The sequence below is a fragment of the Bacillus sp. UNCCL81 genome, from assembly GCF_900112535.1.
GTDB classification, from domain to species: Bacteria; Bacillota; Bacilli; order Bacillales; family Bacillaceae_G; genus Gottfriedia; species Gottfriedia luciferensis_B.
In genome coordinates this window covers 86,705-104,378 of sequence record NZ_FOMF01000002.1, presented here as the reverse complement: position 1 = coordinate 104,378, position 17,674 = coordinate 86,705, and the positions used below count along the sequence as shown (strand labels likewise).

The window sequence follows — 17,674 nt, the reverse complement described above, 5'->3', positions numbered from 1 at the left end:
ATTAAATTTGGAGGGATTTATATGAAAAAACGTAAGCTTGGTTCTACTTTATTAGAAATATCCGAAATTGGTTTAGGATGTATGTCTCTTGGGACAGAAGAAAATGAGGCGATTTCGACTATTCATGCCGCAATCGATGCTGGCATCAATTACTTTGATACTGCTGATTTATATGATTTTGGTAAAAATGAAGAAATCGTTGGAAAAGCTTTAAAAGGTCGTAGAGATCAAGTCGTTATTGCAACGAAAGTCGGAAACCGTTGGAATAATTCAAATGATAAATGGGATTGGGATCCATCGAGAGCATATATTAAAGAAGCTGTAAAAGACAGTTTACGCAGGCTAAATACAGATTATATCGATTATTATCAACTTCACGGTGGGACTATCGAGGATCAATATGAAGAAACTATTTTTACTTTTGATGAACTAATAAAAGAAGGCTTAATTCGCCATTATGGAATTTCTTCAATTCGTCCGAATGTTATTAATCGATTTGTAAATCATTCATCTATACAAGGTGTTATGATGCAATATAATGTACTAGAGCGTAGGCCTGAAGAATTTTTTCCGCTTTTCGAAAAACATACTATTTCTGTCATTGCACGTGGTTCCGTGGCAAAAGGGCTATTAACTAGTAAATGGGAAAAGAAACTATCTAACAAGGGCTATATGTCTTATTCAGAACAAGAATGTAATGATACAATCCACAAGCTTCTCGGGCTTCTCGATGAGAAACAATCCTTACATAGCTTAGCTTTACAATATGTTCTTTCTCATAAAGCAGTTTCATCATTAGCTGTTGGAGCTAGAAATAAAGAACAATTACTAGATAATATTAACGCTTACTTTGCAAAACCATTAAATTCACAACAAATCGCCCAAATAAAAGAAATTTCACTTCTTACGAAATATGAAGAACATCGTTAAGCCACTCCTTCCTTCCCTGGAAGGAGTGTTATTTCTTCCATCTACTTGCTTTTCTATCGATTTCATCTAAAAATTCTTTTCGTCCTCTTTTATATTCTGATTTGTTTTCAGCAAGTTCTTTTTTTAATTTTATATATTCCATTGCTTGATCAGTATGCGCAATCATATACTCCCTAAATGCAATATTTCGTTCAACAGCAGCATTTCCTTTTGCGTATACTTGAATATGAAAACTACAATTATCATCACATTTGATAAAAAATCTTCTGTCTTGATTAGATTGGTCCCCAAATTGTTCGTACCCTATTGTTTTTAGAACATCACTATACTCATCAAACTTTTTTAAGCATTTGACTACGATCATTAAGTCAATGATTGGCATCGCAAACATATTCGGAATTGAAGTACTCCCTATATGATAAATCGCTGCTTTCTCCGGTAATAATAGATCAATTGCCTTTTTTTCAGACTGAAAATCATCTTCCCAGGAAGTACGATAAGGTACAATTTCAATATTCTTATTCATCTGTTTCCACCTACACTTTTTTCATTTACTTCCTTTTATAGCATTCGTTAAAGGACACTTAATTATTGAAAAAATTAATTAGTGAAGTAAGCGCATAAAAAAAGATTTGATGACTTTTTACCTATCTCCCAATCCCTAGAATTAAGCTATTTCAAATTATATAACCTAATCCCTTTTTCCTTTGTCATACTAAAAAATGTTCAAAAATCATAATTTAATACTAAATTAAATTTTGGTTAAAATACTCACAATTTCTTCTTTAATTGGTTCCTTTGAATTATAATTATTTTAGTTACTAAGATATTTAGTTACGTTAACTTTTTAGTACTTCCTATATTTTAAGGAGAGAATGAAATGTCAGAAAACCCAATCATTCGAAGTGAATTTATTCCATCTCTAATAATGGAATTTAGAAAATTTAGCACTTCTATCGTTCTTTTTAACGAAGGGCTTGCCTCAAACCTTCATTTAAATGCGACTGATTTACGATGTCGAGAACTGCTTTGCCATACTGGTCCGATTACAGCCGGAAAGTTATCTCAATTAACACATCTTTCTACTGGTGCTATAACAGGCGTTATTGATCGACTTGAAAAAGTCAACTTTGTTGAACGTATTCAAGATCCGAATGACCGTAGACGAGTAATAATTAAACCTGTATATGAACGTGATGATGAATTAGCAGAGCTTTTTAAACCATTATCTGACTCTCTTTCTAATATTTTTAACCAGTATGATGACAAAGAGTTAACATTATTATTTAAATTTTGGAATGATATAAATGAATTGATTCCAAAAGAGACTAAAGCATTAAATAAGGGGGAAACTTAATGGTTTCAAAAGACAGCAAGGTTGGCTTTGTCGTAGCAGGTCTATTATTAGGAATGCTAATGGCAGCTATGGATAATACAATTGTTTCAGCTTCGATGCCGACAATTGTTGGAGAACTAGGTGGTTTAGATCAATTCATTTGGGTAACCTCTGCATATTTGGTTGCTACTATGGCAAGTATGCCGATATTTGGTAAGTTATCAGATATGTATGGACGTAAACGATTTTATTTATTAGGACTTATCATTTTCTTAATTGGTTCTGCATTATGTGGAACAGCAAATAGTATTGTTCAATTAAGTGTTTATCGTGCGATTCAAGGAATTGGTGGAGGCTCACTAATGCCAATTGCATTTACTATTATTTTCGATATTTTCCCACCTGAAAAACGAGGAAAAATGACTGGTTTATTTGGTGCAGTTTTTGGTCTTTCTAGTGTATTTGGACCACTTTTAGGAGCATATATTACTGATCAAATTGATTGGCGTTGGATTTTCTATATCAACTTACCTTTAGGTATTATTTCTTTATATTTAATTTCTCAGTTTTATAAAGAAAATCTACACCTTAGAAAACTTAAAATCGACTGGTTTGGTGCAATTACACTTGTCGGCTCTGTTGTCAGTTTAATGTTTGCACTTGAACTTGGTGGAAATGAATACGATTGGAATTCTGGTCCAATTATTTCCTTATTTGCAATCTTTGCAGTATTGTTTATCGCATTTATTCTAATTGAAAGAAAAGTTGAAGAGCCAATTATTTCATTTAGCTTATTTAAAAAGCAGCTATTTGCGGCAACTCAAGGTGTTGCATTTTTCTACGGTTCTGCTTTTATTATTACGACTGTATTAATCCCACTTTTTGTTCAATCAGTTTATGGTGGTACAGCTACAAATTCTGGTATCATTCTTATTCCGATGATGCTTGGTTCTGTTGTAGGTAGTCAGGTAGCAGGACAATCGGTACGTAAATTTAGTTATAGAAGCATTATGTTAGTTTCAGTTGTTTTATTCTTTATTGGAATGTATTTATTAAGCACATTAGATACTAATACAGCTCGATCAACAGTAACGTTTTACATGATTATCGCTGGTCTTGGAATGGGTTGTTCATTCTCACTTTTAAGCATGGCAACTCAACACAAAATTGAACCTCAAAAACGAGGCATCGCTACATCAACAAATACTTTCTTTAGAACATTAGGTATGACAATTGGTGTTACTATTTTTGGTACAATTCAAAACCACGTATTTAAAAACAAAGTAAGTGATTTACTTGGTAATTTAGGTGCATTTGGCGGAAAAGTTGATTCACGTGCATTATTATCCGCTGATGCAAGATCTAAAATTCCACCTGATGTACTTCATAAAATCTCGGAAGCAATGGCCCATTCTGTTGCGACTACTTTTAAATGGACACTAATTCCGATTACTTTAGGTTTTATCGCGATTATCTTAATGGGTAAAGAAAAGTTAACCTTTGAAGTAAAAGAAAATAGAGCGAAAAAAGCTCAATAAAAATAAAGCCAAATCCGATCTAAGATGGATTTGGCTTATTTTTTCATCTAAAAAACTAATTATTTTTACATTTTTCAACATTTATTTACTTTTTTTTATTATTTTAATCATTTGAACTTTAAATTCGTCATCTATTCTTATAGAGTAATAGATTTATATGAGGAGATGATTAAAATTGAATGGGAAAAAGTTAATTTTAGCAGCAATGACATCACTATTGGTATATTCAGGAGTTAGCCAAGTTTCAGCACAAACAACTACTGCGAATCAGAATACGTTTAAGCCATTTGGTCCAAAAGGATTTGACCTTCAAGCTCACCGTGGAGGACTAGGGCTTACAGTTGAGTCAACTTTAGCTTCATTCTCTCATGCACTTGAACTAGGCGTAAGTACACTTGAGCTTGACGTACAAATAACAGAGGATCATCAAGCTGTTATTACGCACGACCGTAAGATTACAGGTACAAAATGCTCTGACACGAAACCAGCGTTCGTTGGTGATTCGGAGTACCCATACGTTGGAAAATACATAAAAGATTTAACGCTTACTCAAGTAAGAACCCTCGATTGTGGTTCAAAAGGTCTACCCCAATTCCCTGGTCAGCAACTAAGTCCTGGTGCTCGTATGCCACTATTAACCGAGGTATTTGATCTTGTAAAGAAATATAAAGCTAAAAAAGTGTGGATGAATATCGAAACGAAAGTTGAAGCTGGAGCACCAGAACAAACAGCTCCTCGCGAGGAATTCGTTCAAATCGTTGCCAAACAAGTACGTGAAGCTGGGATGTTGAACCAAGTGTCAATTCAAAGCTTTGACTGGGGTTCGCTCAAACTTATGCATGAAGTTGAACCACGATTGCCTCTTGTTGCGCTAACGAACGGACCAGAATTTCTACAACCTGGCAAACCTGGTAAATCACCTTGGTTAGGTGGAATCGATATTGATGATTTTAATGGAAATCTTGTTACTGCGGCTCATTCATTAGGTGTAGATGCAATATCTCCAGTCCATGGGTTCCCACAGGATGGCAAAATTACTGATGCGAACTACACGCCTTATATTACTAAAAGTATGGTTGAAGAAGCTCATCAGTACGGGATGAAGGTCATTCCATGGACAATTGATGACCAACCAACAATGCAAAAGCTTATTGATGATGGTGTTGATGGAATCATAACCGATTACCCTGACCGACTACGTGATGTGATGAATCAGAATCATTTTAAGTTACCTAAAAGCTACTCTGCTAAGTAATTCATAAATTTAATTTCAGTCTTTTATTCTCTCATTATACAATTTTTTAAAATTATAGCTTTGTTCAATTTAAATATTGATTTTTGAAAAAAGGGTGTCTATTTAGGCACCTTTTTTTATTAGAAGATAAATATATTTCCTACTCTCTATTTGTTTTCTATGAATTTTAATTTTATATCCTTTTTTTTGAAAAAATTTATTTTTTAGTTTAGAGATTTCATGTGATTTAAGTCACAAACAATGATTATTCCCCCCCTTATAATGAAGTTAGTAAAAATTGTTAGGGGGATGAAGGATGTTTTGTAACCAATGTGAACAAACTCCGGTTGGTGGTTGTAAAATTGTAGGTGTATGTGGAAAAGATGAAACAATTGCAAGTTTACAAGATACGATGGTTTATGGGTTAAAGGGAATTGCAGCTTATCGAACACATGCAGCTCAATTAGGGTATACTGATCCATTTGTGGACCAAGTAACACATGAAGCTCTTTATATGACTTTAACAAATTCAAATTTTAATTTACAAGAACACATAGATATGGCTATGAAGGTAGGTAAAGCTGCAATTCGTGTAATGGAGCTTTTAGATGAAGCTCATATAAAACATTTTGGAATTCCTGAACCTGTACAAGTTTCTTCTAATAAAATTGAAGGAAAATGCATTGTTGTTACTGGTCACAATTTATTTGCATTAGAAGAATTGTTAAAACAAACAGAAGGTAAAGGGATAAATATTTACACTCACTCTGAAATGCTACCAGCTCACGGTTATCCTGAATTGAAAAAATATCCACATTTAAAGGGTAACATTGGAAAAGCATGGTTTGATCAACGTCGTTTATTTGAAAAATTCCCAGGAGCAATTTTAGCAACCACGAACTGTGTGATGCCAATAAAAGGTAGTTATGCAGATCGCTTCTTCTCATATGAAGTGGCGGGATTAGAAGGAGTAACAAAGATTATAGAGGAAGATTTTTCACCATTAATTCAACGTGCTTTAGAACTACCAGCAGCAAATATCGAATCAGAAGAAGTAATGACTACTGGATATCATCATGAAACAGTTTTATCGATTGCGCCTGAAATTGTAGAAGCTGTAAAAAATGGGAAAATTCAACGCTTCTTTGTTGTAGCAGGTTGTGATGCCCCAGGAAAAGGTGGAGAATATTATCGTGAACTTGTAACTTCTTTACCGAATGATACAGTGGTTTTAACAACATCTTGCGGTAAATTTCGCTTTAATGATGTAGACTACGGTACTGTATATGGTACAAATATTCCTAGATTTATAGATTTAGGGCAATGCAATAATTCAGTTTCAACAATTAAAATTGCGGCTGCATTAGCAGAAAGTTTTAATTGTAGTGTCAATGAATTGCCAGTAAGTATTATACTTTCTTGGTTCGAGCAAAAAGCCGTGGCCATATTATTAGGGTTATTTAGCCTTGGAATCCAAGATATTCGAATTGGACCAAAAGCACCTGACTTTATCAATGAGGGAGTATTGAATGTATTAGTTGATACATTTGGTTTAAAATTAATTACAAATGCTCAAGACGATTTGGAAACAATATTACAAGGATAATAGCCTGAATGAACAAGGAACTTCTCTTCAATGAGAAGTTCTTTCTGTTGAAAAAGGAAGTTGTCAATTAATTTTATCACTGATAAATAAGTTGTGTGGTATGATTTCCACTACAGTGTGCTCGCTTTCCATGGGGCGAGATTCTTTAGCCTCCTCGGCAAGCCTGCGGGGTCTCAGCCTTCCCGCTTATCCCATAGGAGTCGAGCACCCTTTCGTTCCAATCAACTTCTTAATAAAAAAGAATAATCTTAAAATCAATAGATTAGTCTATTAAACGAATGAATTTCCCTTTATTAATCTAATTGTAAGTGATAGATAATCCACGACTTACAAATCATATAAATAATGATCCCCAAAAAGATATTTGTTTAATAATGACGTTAACTATGTTAAATTTTTGCAAGTTAGTTAAAAAATATATTATCAATCAATTGTCTTTCAGGTAAGAGAATATAGATAGAACATATTTAAAAATATTGCATTTTCATCAAACATCATTTATTGTTCGTATTTTTTATATTGACCACAATATTTTTCAACACTCTAACTTTTCATTAAATGAGAAGTTTTTTTATTATGTTTGTTTCAAACCAATATCCATTTAATGCTGAATGTTTTCGGTCATCCTCTTACGAAAAGATGATTTAAAGGACAATAAAAAACAACTATTAAAAAATAGTTGAATTTTTATCCACCAATATAAGACATTTCAATTTTACGATTTTTATGACTTTCTTCTGTTCGGATCTCGGAGTATCTTTCATCTCGTTTTTCCCATATTGATTGTATTGTTGCTAATATGTACTTATCCGAAACTCCAGAACGCAATAACTCACTTAAGTCATAGCCTTCTGAAGCGAATAGGCAGGTGTATAGCTTTCCATTTGTAGATAGTCGGGCTCTCGTACATGAACCGCAGAAGGTTTCTGTAACGGATGAGATAAATCCTACTTCAGTATTCGTTCCTTTATATCGATATCGTTTTGCTACCTCACCAATATAATCTTGCTCTATAGGCTCCAACTGATATTGTTCTTGGATCATATCAAATAATTGCTTCTTTGAGATAACGTCTTTAAAATTCCATCCATTTGTACACCCTACATCCATATACTCTATAAATCGTAATGTAATATTTTTTTCTTTTAAAAAACGGACCATAGGTAATACTTCCGTATCATTTAGACCTTTCTTTACTACCATATTTACTTTGACTTCTAGCCCTGCTTCCCTAGCTGCAAAAATTCCGTTTAAAACTGTGGAAACGCTCATATTCATATTATTTATCTTCATGAAAACTTTATCTTCCAGAGAATCTAAGCTTACATTTACGCGGCAAATTCCGGCTTCTTTTAGCGCTTTGGCGTTTTTTGCCAAAAATACACCATTTGTTGTTAAAGTCACATATTTAATTCCTTCAATTTTTGAAAGACGTTTAACCAGTATTGGTAGATCTTTTCTTAAAAGAGGTTCCCCTCCTGTTAAACGAATCTTTTCCACACCTATTTTTGCAAACAATTTTGCTAATCGAACAATTTCCTCAAAGGATAGGATTTCATCTTTACTCATAAAGGGATAGTCAACTCCAAATATCTCTTTAGGCATACAATAGCTGCATCTAAAGTTACAACGGTCTGTTACAGAAATTCTTAAATCTCGTAATGGTCGATTGCGGGTATCGAAAATATTCGTCATTTTTTTCTCACCCCTTCTTTTGTACGGTTTTTAGTTTAGATTAGCACACAAAATTATTTCGCCGTATGATGTATGTCACAACCTTGTCCTTGATGGCCGAGTAACTTATCAATTTGCCACATAAAGTTTATCCCGCTTCAACGTCAATCTTTTCATATTCTATCTCCTTAGAGTTCTATGCTATTCAATAGCATGGTATTATAATAATAAATGTAATACCTAAAATACTTGTTTTCTGGATATATACATAAAAACATTAGTGTTCAATTATAACGGGGCGGAGATACTTTGATGGAAAAAAATAATAATAGAAAAAGTGACCTTTCAATCGTTTCTAAAGATTTGGCTTCCTTATTACAGTCAATCGGATCAACACGTTCAGTAAAAAAAGGCACCTTCTTATTTCAAGAAGGAGAAGATGCTAAAGAATTGTATCTAATTAAATCAGGAATTATCCAAATAAGTAAGGTGACTCTATATGGTGATGAATTAAATCTTCGCATTTGTCAAAAAGATGATTTAATTGGAGAATTGACTCTTTTTTCAGAAAATGCAAATTATATGCTTAGCGCTTATACTTTAGAAGCAGCAGAAGTACAGGTCATTCCTAAAGATCTATTGGAGAAAGAACTAATTAACCATGCTCCATTGACATTTGAATTTATGAAATGGATTTCTACTCACCTTAGAAAAAATCAATCTAAGATTCGAGACTTAGTGTTAAATGGTAAAAAAGGCGCACTTTACTCCACGCTTATTCGTATATCGAACTCATACGGGGAATTAATAGAAAACGGAATTCTTCTTAATATTCATCTTACCAATCAAGAATTAGCTAAGTTTTGTGCTGCTACAAGAGAAAGTGTCAATCGGATGTTAAGTGATTTAAAGAAAAAAAATGTTATTAGTTATTCTCCTGATGGAAAAATTATTATCAAAGACTTACAATTTCTTAAAAATGAAATAGGCTGTGATAACTGCCCAAAGGATGTATGTAACATAGATTAGTTCTCTATAAGACTATTAAAGTATTAAGCTGATTGAACTTGCCTTTACTTAATATTATTAAAAAATAAGTAACCTTAACCTAGGCACTAAATAGTTAAGGTTATTTTATTTTTTATTGCTTAAATTATTTTTAAAATAGATTGATCCACCATAGATCCCACTTGTATAATCAAAAAATCCCCTCCTTAAATTCCCAACAAGAAAAAAGCCCCTTAAAAAAGGGACTTTTTTACTCATCCTTTGCAACTCCTCCAACGGACCAATTTGCTTTTTCGAATTCGTTTATTAAAATTCTTACCTGCGCTGGCTGAACATCCAATGTACGACAAACAACTTCATTTATTTCTCTCATTAATTGTTTTTTTAAATCTGGACTTCTACCTTCAATCAGTTGAATTTGAATGATTGGCATAAAGTACTACCTCGTTACTTGTAGTGACATTGTCTCGATTCCTTCAAAACGTGCTTCTACAATATCGCCCTCTTCAACGTGGATCGCTTCTGTAATACCGCCCGTTAAGATAATCATCCCTGGTTCAATTTGGTCGCCGTTTTTACTTAGCATCTGCACTAACTTTACGACAGATTCTACAGGATGATCTAGTACATCAGAGCTTACACCACTTTGTACTTTTACACCATTTTTATATAATTCAACGTTAATTTCATCCCATGAAGTATATGTAGGTGAATATTGTTGTTTACCAATGATAAATTTTGATGAAGATGCATTATCTGCCACTACATCTGTCAGTGTAAATGAGAAATTCTTATATCGACTATCGATTACTTCTAATGCAGGTACAATATACTCAGTTGCTTCCCATACATCTTTTGCTGTTACATCATGTCCAAATAATGGTTTATTAATCATAAATGCGATTTCTGGCTCCACCCTCGGATGGATTGAACCTTCCATCTTTAATTCATTTTCTTCTAATTCCATCGATTTTGTTAAGCGTCCATAAATCGGCTCATCAACATTAACAGATTTTTGTTTAGCAATACTTGTTAGTCCCATTTTCCAACCAATTAATGGATCTCCATTTTTAATCGCATGATCAATGCTTAATTTTTGAATTTCGTAAGCATTATTAACGTTTAATTCTGGATGTTCAATCGTAATTTTATCCATTTCTAAACCATTTTTTTGGTGCATATATATTTTATTTGCAATTTCAGTTATCATAAGTACCGTCTCCTCTCAAAAAACAGACAATTTTTTATTTGCTAACATACAAGCAACTTCTTGAATCATATCCTCTTGCCCACCGACTACTTTTTGTTTTCCTAATTCAATTAAGATATCTCTTGCATCAACATTCCATTTTTTAGCTGCTCGATTGGCATGTAATAGAAAACTAGAATACACTCCTGCATAGCCTAAAATTAGACTCCCTTTTGTAATCTCTTGTGGTGTTTGAAGAATCGGTGCAACGATTTCCTCTGCTAAGTCCATCATCTTATAGAAATCAATTCCTGTCTTGATTCCTAATCGCTCTAATACCCCAATTAACACTTCAGTTTGTGTATTTCCTGCACCAGCACCTAAGCATCGTACACTGCCATCAATTCTAGTAGCTCCTTCTTCTATTGCTACTAGTGTATTTGCCATCGCTAGAGAAAGATTATTATGTGCATGGAATCCTACTTCAATATCAAGAGACCCTCGTAAAGCAGCAATACGTTCTTTTACTTCATGTGGAAGAAACGCCCCTGCTGAGTCAACCATATATACGACATCAGCACCATAACTTTCCATTAATTTGGCTTGTTCAACTAATTTTTCAGTTGGTGCCATATGGGACATCATTAAAAACCCGACTGTTTCTAATCCAAGCTCTTTAGACATCGTAATATGTTGTTTCGAAACATCAGCTTCAGTAACATGGGTAGCTATACGAGCCATTTTTGCTCCGATTTTTGCTGCCGTTTTTAATTCTTTTACTGTTCCAATACCAGGTAATAGTAAGACAGCAATCTTTGAATGATTACACGTATTTACTGCTGCTTCGATCAATTCAAATTCATTTGTTGTTGATAAACCATATTGTAGTGAAGAACCACCTAAACCATCTCCATGTGATACTTCAATATAAGGCATTTTTGCATCATCAAGAGCCTTCGCAATTCGAACGACTTGATCTACTGTATATGAATGTGCAATTGCATGACTTCCATCTCGAAGTGCTACTTCAGTTACAATAACTTCTTTTCCAAACATTGCACTCCCTCACTTTCTTTAGGCGATTTTTTAAACGGTTTTTACAACTTCATATTGTGCAATCTCTTCTGCTACTTTTACTGCTGATGCAGTCATAATATCTAAGTTTCCTGCATAGCTTGGTAAGTAGTCCCCTGATCCTTGAACTTCTAAATAAACAGTTACAGTTGAACCATCTATAATTGGATCCATTCTTAAACGGTACCCTGGAACATACGCTTGAACCTTTTTCACCATTTGCTTAACGGATTGAATCATGCTTTCATGGTTAAAATCTTCATTCGTAACTTTGCAATAAACTGTATCTCTCATCATAATTGGCGGTTCTGCAGGATTTAAAATAATGATCGCTTTTCCTTTTTTAGCCCCACCAATCTCTTCAAGTCCTCGAGCCGTTGTTACAGTAAACTCATCGATATTAGCACGTGTACCAGGACCGGCACTTCTTGAGCTAATTGTTGCAACGATTTCAGCGTATTCAACTTCTGCAATTTGACCTACTGCATGAACGATTGGGATCGTTGCTTGCCCACCACATGTTATTAAATTGACATTTTTTTCGACTATATGTGAACCTAAATTGACAGGTGGTACGACAAATGGCCCAATTGCCGCTGGCGTTAAATCGATCACACGCTTCTTTAATTCACCAAGTACTTTTGCATGATGAAAATGAGCTTTTGCAGAAGTCGCATCAAACAATAAATCAGCCAGTTCTTTTCGTTCAATGAAACCTTGAATACCATTATCGATTACTTCAATTCCTAATTCTTTTGCACGATTTAACCCATCAGATTCTGGATCAATTCCGATCATTGCTGTTAATTCTAGAAATGGATTATTCTGTAATTTCATCATTAAATCTGTTCCAATATTCCCCGAACCAATGATTCCAACTTTTAATTTATTCATAAATAGCACCTCATTTATTTAAATGAAATCGAGACGTCACCTAATAATGGAAACTTCGCAGTAAATAAGTCCCCAGCATTTACATTAATTGCAGCTGATAAAGCTCCTGATAAAATAATTTCTCCTGCATTTAGAGAGATTTCAAATTCGCTTAATTTATTGGCTAACCATGCTACACAATGAATTGGGTTTCCTAACACTGCTTCTCCCTTACCTGAATTCATCAATTCTTCGTTACGATATAATTCCATCGTAACATTCGGTAAGTCAATTTCCTTTACATCGAAACGCTCATTGCCAAGAACAAATAAGCATGATGAAGCGTTATCGGCTACTGTATCCTCTAATCGAATCTTCCAATTTTCAATTCTACTATCAACTACCTCAATTGCAGGGACAATATAATCTGTTGCATTTACTACATCCTCAAATGTAATATTTGGACCGATTAAGTCTTTTTTTAAGACAAATGCAATTTCAGCTTCTACTTTTGGTAAAATCATATTTGCAACTTGTACTTCACCGAAATTAGGAATATTCATATCTGTTAGTAAGTGACCGTAATCTGGCTCATCTACCCCTAATAACTCCTGCATGGCAATCGAAGTTAATCCAATTTTTTTCCCGATAATTTTCTGCCCTTTTTTCAATTTTTCTTCAACATTTGTTAATTGAATTTGATAGGCTTCCCTTTCAGTTAATCCAGGAAAAACTTCAGTTAAAGCTTTTATACTAACTCCACTCTCTTCTGCTTCTTGTAGCAGAATCGTAAGCTCGTCTACACTAGTAATCTTCACTTTCTCACGTCCCTTTTTAATTCTTATAATTTAATCGTGATATTCGATAATTCACTATAAAACTCAAAGCTATGAATTCCACCTTCACGACCTAAACCGCTTTGCTTCATTCCTCCAAATGGTGTACGTAAATCTCTTAAATACCAAGTGTTTACCCAAATAATTCCGGCCTCGATTTGATGAGCAACACGGTGGGCTCTGCGTAAATCATTTGTCCAAATTGTTGCACCTAAACCATAATGAGTATCATTTGCCCATTCAATCACTTCTTCTTCCGAATCAAAAGGCATAACTGTTACGACGGGACCAAATATTTCTTCTCTTACACATCTAGAATCACGACTTAGCCCAGTAATGATTGTCGGTGTGATAAAGCACCCTTTTTCAATTGATGCTGGTCTACTACCACCTGTTAAAATAGTTCCGCCTTCTTCTTTTGCAATCTCGATATAAGATAACACTTTTTCATAATGTTCTTTACTAATGACCGCACCGACTTTTGTGCCTTCTTCAAATGGATCGCCAATTTTTAATTCCTTTGTTTTTGCGACAAATTTATCAATAAATTCATCAAAGATTGATCTCTGGACGTAAATTCTAGATCCACATAAACAAACTTCTCCCTGATTCATGAAAGATGATTTTAAAGTTGTTTCAATCACTTCGTCTAAATCTGAATCAGCAAAGATGATGTTTGGATTTTTTCCACCAAGCTCAAACGATAATTTTTTTAACGTTGGAGCTGCCGCCTTCATAATTGCTGAACCTGTTTTTGTTTCACCAGTAAATGTGATGGCATCAACATCTCTGTGCTCTGTTAAAGCTGAACCTGCCGCATTTGCACCAAATCCGTGTACGACATTTACAACTCCGTCAGGTACGCCTGCATCTTTACAAATTTCAGCTAAGACTGTAGCTGTCATTGGTGTCCATTCAGCTGGCTTCATAACTGCTGTATTGCCAGCCGCTAAACAAGGTGCAAGCTTCCATGTCAATAATAATAAAGGTAGATTCCATGGGTTAATCATCCCAACTACACCAACTGGCCTACGATATGTATAATGTAAGGCAGTTTGATCTTGCATATGAGACTCAGAGCTTAACGTTGTAATATAGTCAGCGAAAAAATAAAAATTATGAGCCGATCTAGTAATATCAACTTCTAAAGCAAGATCATATGGCTTTCCAGTATCCATTGCCTCTAACGCCGCTAATTCTTCTTTTCGAGCTAATATTCCGTCGCCGATTTTTCTTAATACTGCCGCTCTTTGATTGCTAGTAAATTGTTTCCACTCACCTTTTAAAGCTCGTTTTGCTGCTTTTACTGCTAGATCAATTTCTAACTCGCCACCTTCAGAAACAGAACCTAGCACTTCTTCGGTCGCTGGATTAATATTTAAAAATGTTTTTTGATTAAAGGAAGGAATAGATTGTCCATCAATAAAATGCTTACAATCAATCGGTAATGTTTTATTTTTCTTCTCTGTAACTTGCATAATAGGCACCTACCATTCTAATAGAATAAAAGGTGACACGAGTGCCACCAAATTTTTCAATCCTCTATTTCTACTACCATTTCAATTTCGATCGCTGTATTATGTGGAAGCTGTGCCATCCCAACAGCAGACCTAGCATGTTTTCCTCTTTCACCAAACACTTCTACTAAAAGGTCAGAAGCTCCATTCATCACTTTCGGATGATCATAGAAATCTTCTGTGCTATTTACGAAACCTAATATTTTTACAATACGTTTTACTTTCGAAAGTTCACCTAATTCGTACTTTAATACACTAATTAAATTTAACATTGACTCTCTAGAAGCAGCATAACCTTCCTCGAGCGTTAACTCTCGTCCAACTTTCCCATGGTATTCATCTACACCTTGACCAGATGTAAATAGTAGATTACCAGTACGAACAGACTTTACATAATTACCTGAAGCCGGTCTTATTGGTTTAAGTGCATAACCTAAACTTATTAATCTATCTTCTGGAGTCAATACTTTGTTTTCCATGAAGTAAATCTGCCTCCTTAATATTTAAAAATTTCAGGGCATTTTTGCCTAATATCGCTTCTTTCATTTCTTTATTAATATCCATTTGATTAATCACTCTTCCGGGTGGCGTTTCCCTTAATAAGAAAGGATAATCCGAGCCCATCACAATTTTGTCATAACCAAATCGGTTAATTAAAAATTGAATATTAATAGGATCATAGTGAAGAGAATCAAAATAGAAATTATTTACATAATGACTTGGTGGATAGGCCGTTTTCCGCAAATGAGGCCATACCTTCCATCCTTGATCTAATCGAGGTAGAATAAATGGGAATGATCCCCCGCCATGTGCAAAACAAATCTTTAATTTCGGATATTTTTCAATCACTCCGCCAAATGTTAAGCTAGCTGCAGCTAAAGCTGTTTCGCTCGGCATTCCAACCGTGTACATAAAGTTATGATCTGGAGTTCGATCCTTCGCTAATGTTTCCCACGGATGAATAAACAATGGGACATTCCATTTTTCAGCCATTTCAAAAAATGGACTAAACTCATCACTGTCTAAATTTGTTCCATTTACATTTGTACCAATTTCTAGTCCACTTAATCCAAGCGTATGAATACAGCGATCCATTTCTTGAATAGCTATTTCAGCGTTCTGCATTGGTACTGTCCCTAATCCAATAAACTTTGAAGGATTTTTTTTCACTGTATTTGCAATGAAATCATTTTGAATCTGAGCCATTTCCAATGCAACTGAAGCTGGTGCCCAATACGAAAAGGTAACTGGAATTGGCGATAGCACTTGCATTGTTACATCCTCATTATTCATATCCTCAATTCTCTTTTCAGGACTCCAAACTTGATCAGTTACTTCCCTAAATACTTTTCCAGCAACCATAATATTGGCACCGCATGAACATGTCGGTTGTAAAATAGGCCATCTTTCATGACCGTATTTTTCAAAAAAATTCGGTAAATCAAAAGGAATTATGTGTGTATGAAAATCTATACGCATACCCATTCATCCGCTTCCTCTTTCATGACATGACCACAGTTTTTACATGTTCTTAATTCAAGGCTAGCATTGAAATGTTCAATTGCTTCTTTTACTTGCGTACCAATATCCGTTAATTGAACTGTCGTTTTATGCATTTCTTCATTACACTCATCACAGAACCAAACAAAGCTTTCTAATTCACCTTCTGCTCTTTTTCGTTCAAGCACAATTCCATATGAATCTTTTACTCTATGAGGTGAATGTGGAACAAAAGAAGGAAGCATAAAAATTTCACCTTCTCCTACTGTTACAACTTCACGCTTACCATCCGGTGTAATACACTCAACATAGCAATTGCCTTTAATTTGATAGAAAAATTCATCTGCAGGATCGATATGGAAGTCTCTACGTTTATTTGGACCTCCAATAATCATTGCAGCATACTCTGAATCTTCCCAAATAACTTTATTATTAACTGGTGGTTTTAATAGCTCTTTATTATCCTCAATCAATTTGAAAATATTAAAAACTCGACTTTTAAGATTCATCTCTAATCCTCCAATTAATCATTTTTATTTGAATTTAAGTAAGCGCTATCATTATGCATTAATATAACCAAGCTGATTTGAGACTGTTTTAGCAGTTTTCACAACATCCTGAATCATTCTACCAATGTCTTGGCTCATCATATACGAAACTGGTCCAACCATATTTAATGCTGCAAAAGTTTGACCGGTATATGTTTGAATTGGAGCTGCAATTCCGAATAATCCTAGATCATTTTCATTGTTGCTAATGCTATAGCCATTCTCTTTAATCGCAGTCATTTCTTTTTTTAATGCATCAATAGTCGTAATTGTATTTGTTGTATAAGCTTTAAAGCCTCTTTCAATCGTTGTTTTTAAGTATGCTGGATTATATGATAGTAGAATTTTACCGGTACTCGTACAATAGGCAGGCCGTTTAGCACCTATAAATGTTGGGACAGGGATCGAATGTTTAGAGGAAACTTTTAAGACAAATCTTACGTCCCCTTTATCAAACATTCCGATATGAACGGTACTATCATAATTTTTTAATAGATTTTCTAATAATGGAATGGCTTCACTATATATGTCTTGCTGATACATAACGTGATTACTCCATTCAAGCAGCTTCCAACCGAGTCGATACTTTTTCTTACTATCCTGAATTAAAATCCCTTCAGCACAAAGAGTTCGAACTAAATGATGGACCGAGCTTGCATTCATATTTAACTTTTCAGCTATTTCTAAATTTCCTAGGACTGGTTCTTCTACTGTAAAGCAATCTAATATTCTAGAAATCTTTTGAACTGAAGAGATCATTAGATCCCCTCCTCTTTGGTGCTTAAAAATTTCATAAAATCCCTGCTTTCTA

General features: G+C 34.4%; 18 protein-coding genes. 6 read left to right on the top strand and 12 right to left on the bottom strand.

What is annotated here, in order from left to right:
- Positions 1 to 21: 21 nt before the first annotated feature.
- The gene (locus tag BM319_RS00600) at positions 22 to 930 is read left to right on the top strand and encodes an aldo/keto reductase (protein WP_069033360.1); all 909 of its coding nucleotides are present in this window, start codon (positions 22 to 24) and stop codon (positions 928 to 930) included.
- A gap of 28 nt (positions 931 to 958) precedes the next feature.
- Here the strand turns inward: BM319_RS00600 and BM319_RS00595 are convergent, their stop codons facing one another.
- Entirely contained in the window at positions 959 to 1,456 is a 498-nt protein-coding gene (locus tag BM319_RS00595) for a GrpB family protein (protein WP_091021060.1), read from the bottom strand.
- 354 nt (positions 1,457 to 1,810) lie between these two features.
- Here BM319_RS00595 and BM319_RS00590 point away from each other — a divergent pair, with 354 nt between their 5' ends.
- The 4 genes from BM319_RS00590 to hcp all read left to right on the top strand — a co-directional run bounded on the left by BM319_RS00590 (position 1,811) and on the right by hcp (position 6,644).
- Positions 1,811 to 2,287: a MarR family winged helix-turn-helix transcriptional regulator gene (locus BM319_RS00590; protein WP_091021059.1), complete on the top strand. Its 477-nt coding sequence runs from the start codon at positions 1,811 to 1,813 to the stop codon at positions 2,285 to 2,287.
- Positions 2,287 to 3,804, top strand: a complete 1,518-nt coding sequence (locus BM319_RS00585) for an MDR family MFS transporter (protein WP_091021058.1) — start codon at positions 2,287 to 2,289, stop codon at positions 3,802 to 3,804. Before BM319_RS00590 ends, BM319_RS00585 begins: the two co-directional genes overlap by 1 nt.
- Positions 3,805 to 3,979: 175 nt before the next feature.
- Positions 3,980 to 5,059, top strand: a complete 1,080-nt coding sequence (locus BM319_RS00580; protein WP_286143654.1) for a glycerophosphodiester phosphodiesterase — start codon at positions 3,980 to 3,982, stop codon at positions 5,057 to 5,059.
- A 295-nt stretch (positions 5,060 to 5,354) separates the two neighbouring features.
- Positions 5,355 to 6,644 carry a hydroxylamine reductase gene (gene hcp, locus BM319_RS00575; RefSeq protein WP_069033364.1) on the top strand — a complete coding sequence of 430 codons (1,290 nt, stop codon included), beginning with the start codon at positions 5,355 to 5,357 and terminating at the stop codon, positions 6,642 to 6,644.
- A 687-nt stretch (positions 6,645 to 7,331) separates the two neighbouring features.
- Here hcp and moaA read toward each other — a convergent pair.
- The gene (gene moaA / locus BM319_RS00570) at positions 7,332 to 8,339 is read right to left on the bottom strand and encodes a GTP 3',8-cyclase MoaA (RefSeq protein WP_069033365.1); all 1,008 of its coding nucleotides are present in this window, start codon (positions 8,337 to 8,339) and stop codon (positions 7,332 to 7,334) included.
- Positions 8,340 to 8,630: 291 nt separating this feature from the next.
- Here moaA and BM319_RS00565 point away from each other — a divergent pair, with 291 nt between their 5' ends.
- On the top strand, positions 8,631 to 9,347 hold the full coding sequence (locus BM319_RS00565) for a Crp/Fnr family transcriptional regulator (RefSeq protein WP_069033366.1): 717 nt from the start codon (positions 8,631 to 8,633) through the stop codon (positions 9,345 to 9,347).
- Positions 9,348 to 9,576: 229 nt separating this feature from the next.
- Here the strand turns inward: BM319_RS00565 and BM319_RS00560 are convergent, their stop codons facing one another.
- From BM319_RS00560 to BM319_RS00515, 10 genes are read right to left on the bottom strand one after another with little or no spacing between them, the layout of a single operon-like run.
- Positions 9,577 to 9,759, bottom strand: coding sequence for a tautomerase family protein (locus tag BM319_RS00560; RefSeq protein ID WP_069033367.1), 183 nt, complete (start codon positions 9,757 to 9,759; stop codon positions 9,577 to 9,579).
- 6 nt (positions 9,760 to 9,765) lie between these two features.
- Complete coding sequence (locus BM319_RS00555) at positions 9,766 to 10,536, bottom strand: 2-keto-4-pentenoate hydratase (protein WP_091021057.1); 771 nt, start codon at positions 10,534 to 10,536, stop codon at positions 9,766 to 9,768.
- 15 nt (positions 10,537 to 10,551) lie between these two features.
- Entirely contained in the window at positions 10,552 to 11,571 is a 1,020-nt protein-coding gene (dmpG, locus tag BM319_RS00550) for a 4-hydroxy-2-oxovalerate aldolase (protein ID WP_069033369.1), read from the bottom strand.
- Between the two features lie 30 nt (positions 11,572 to 11,601).
- Positions 11,602 to 12,483, bottom strand: coding sequence for an acetaldehyde dehydrogenase (acetylating) (locus tag BM319_RS00545; RefSeq protein ID WP_091021056.1), 882 nt, complete (start codon positions 12,481 to 12,483; stop codon positions 11,602 to 11,604).
- 14 nt (positions 12,484 to 12,497) lie between these two features.
- Positions 12,498 to 13,280, bottom strand: coding sequence for a 2-keto-4-pentenoate hydratase (locus BM319_RS00540; protein WP_091021055.1), 783 nt, complete (start codon positions 13,278 to 13,280; stop codon positions 12,498 to 12,500).
- 23 nt (positions 13,281 to 13,303) lie between these two features.
- The gene (locus BM319_RS00535) at positions 13,304 to 14,776 is read right to left on the bottom strand and encodes an aldehyde dehydrogenase (protein ID WP_091021054.1); all 1,473 of its coding nucleotides are present in this window, start codon (positions 14,774 to 14,776) and stop codon (positions 13,304 to 13,306) included.
- 56 nt (positions 14,777 to 14,832) lie between these two features.
- Positions 14,833 to 15,294: a RidA family protein gene (locus tag BM319_RS00530; protein WP_069033372.1), complete on the bottom strand. Its 462-nt coding sequence runs from the start codon at positions 15,292 to 15,294 to the stop codon at positions 14,833 to 14,835.
- A complete protein-coding gene (locus tag BM319_RS00525) occupies positions 15,263 to 16,300 on the bottom strand; it encodes an amidohydrolase family protein (RefSeq protein ID WP_175403475.1) in 1,038 nt (345 codons plus the stop codon). The genes BM319_RS00530 and BM319_RS00525 overlap by 32 nt, the downstream gene beginning before the upstream one ends.
- Positions 16,285 to 16,824 carry a 3-hydroxyanthranilate 3,4-dioxygenase gene (locus BM319_RS00520; protein ID WP_069033373.1) on the bottom strand — a complete coding sequence of 180 codons (540 nt, stop codon included), beginning with the start codon at positions 16,822 to 16,824 and terminating at the stop codon, positions 16,285 to 16,287. Before BM319_RS00520 ends, BM319_RS00525 begins: the two co-directional genes overlap by 16 nt.
- Positions 16,825 to 16,875: 51 nt before the next feature.
- Positions 16,876 to 17,622: an IclR family transcriptional regulator gene (locus BM319_RS00515; RefSeq protein WP_091021053.1), complete on the bottom strand. Its 747-nt coding sequence runs from the start codon at positions 17,620 to 17,622 to the stop codon at positions 16,876 to 16,878.
- Positions 17,623 to 17,674 lie beyond the last annotated feature (52 nt).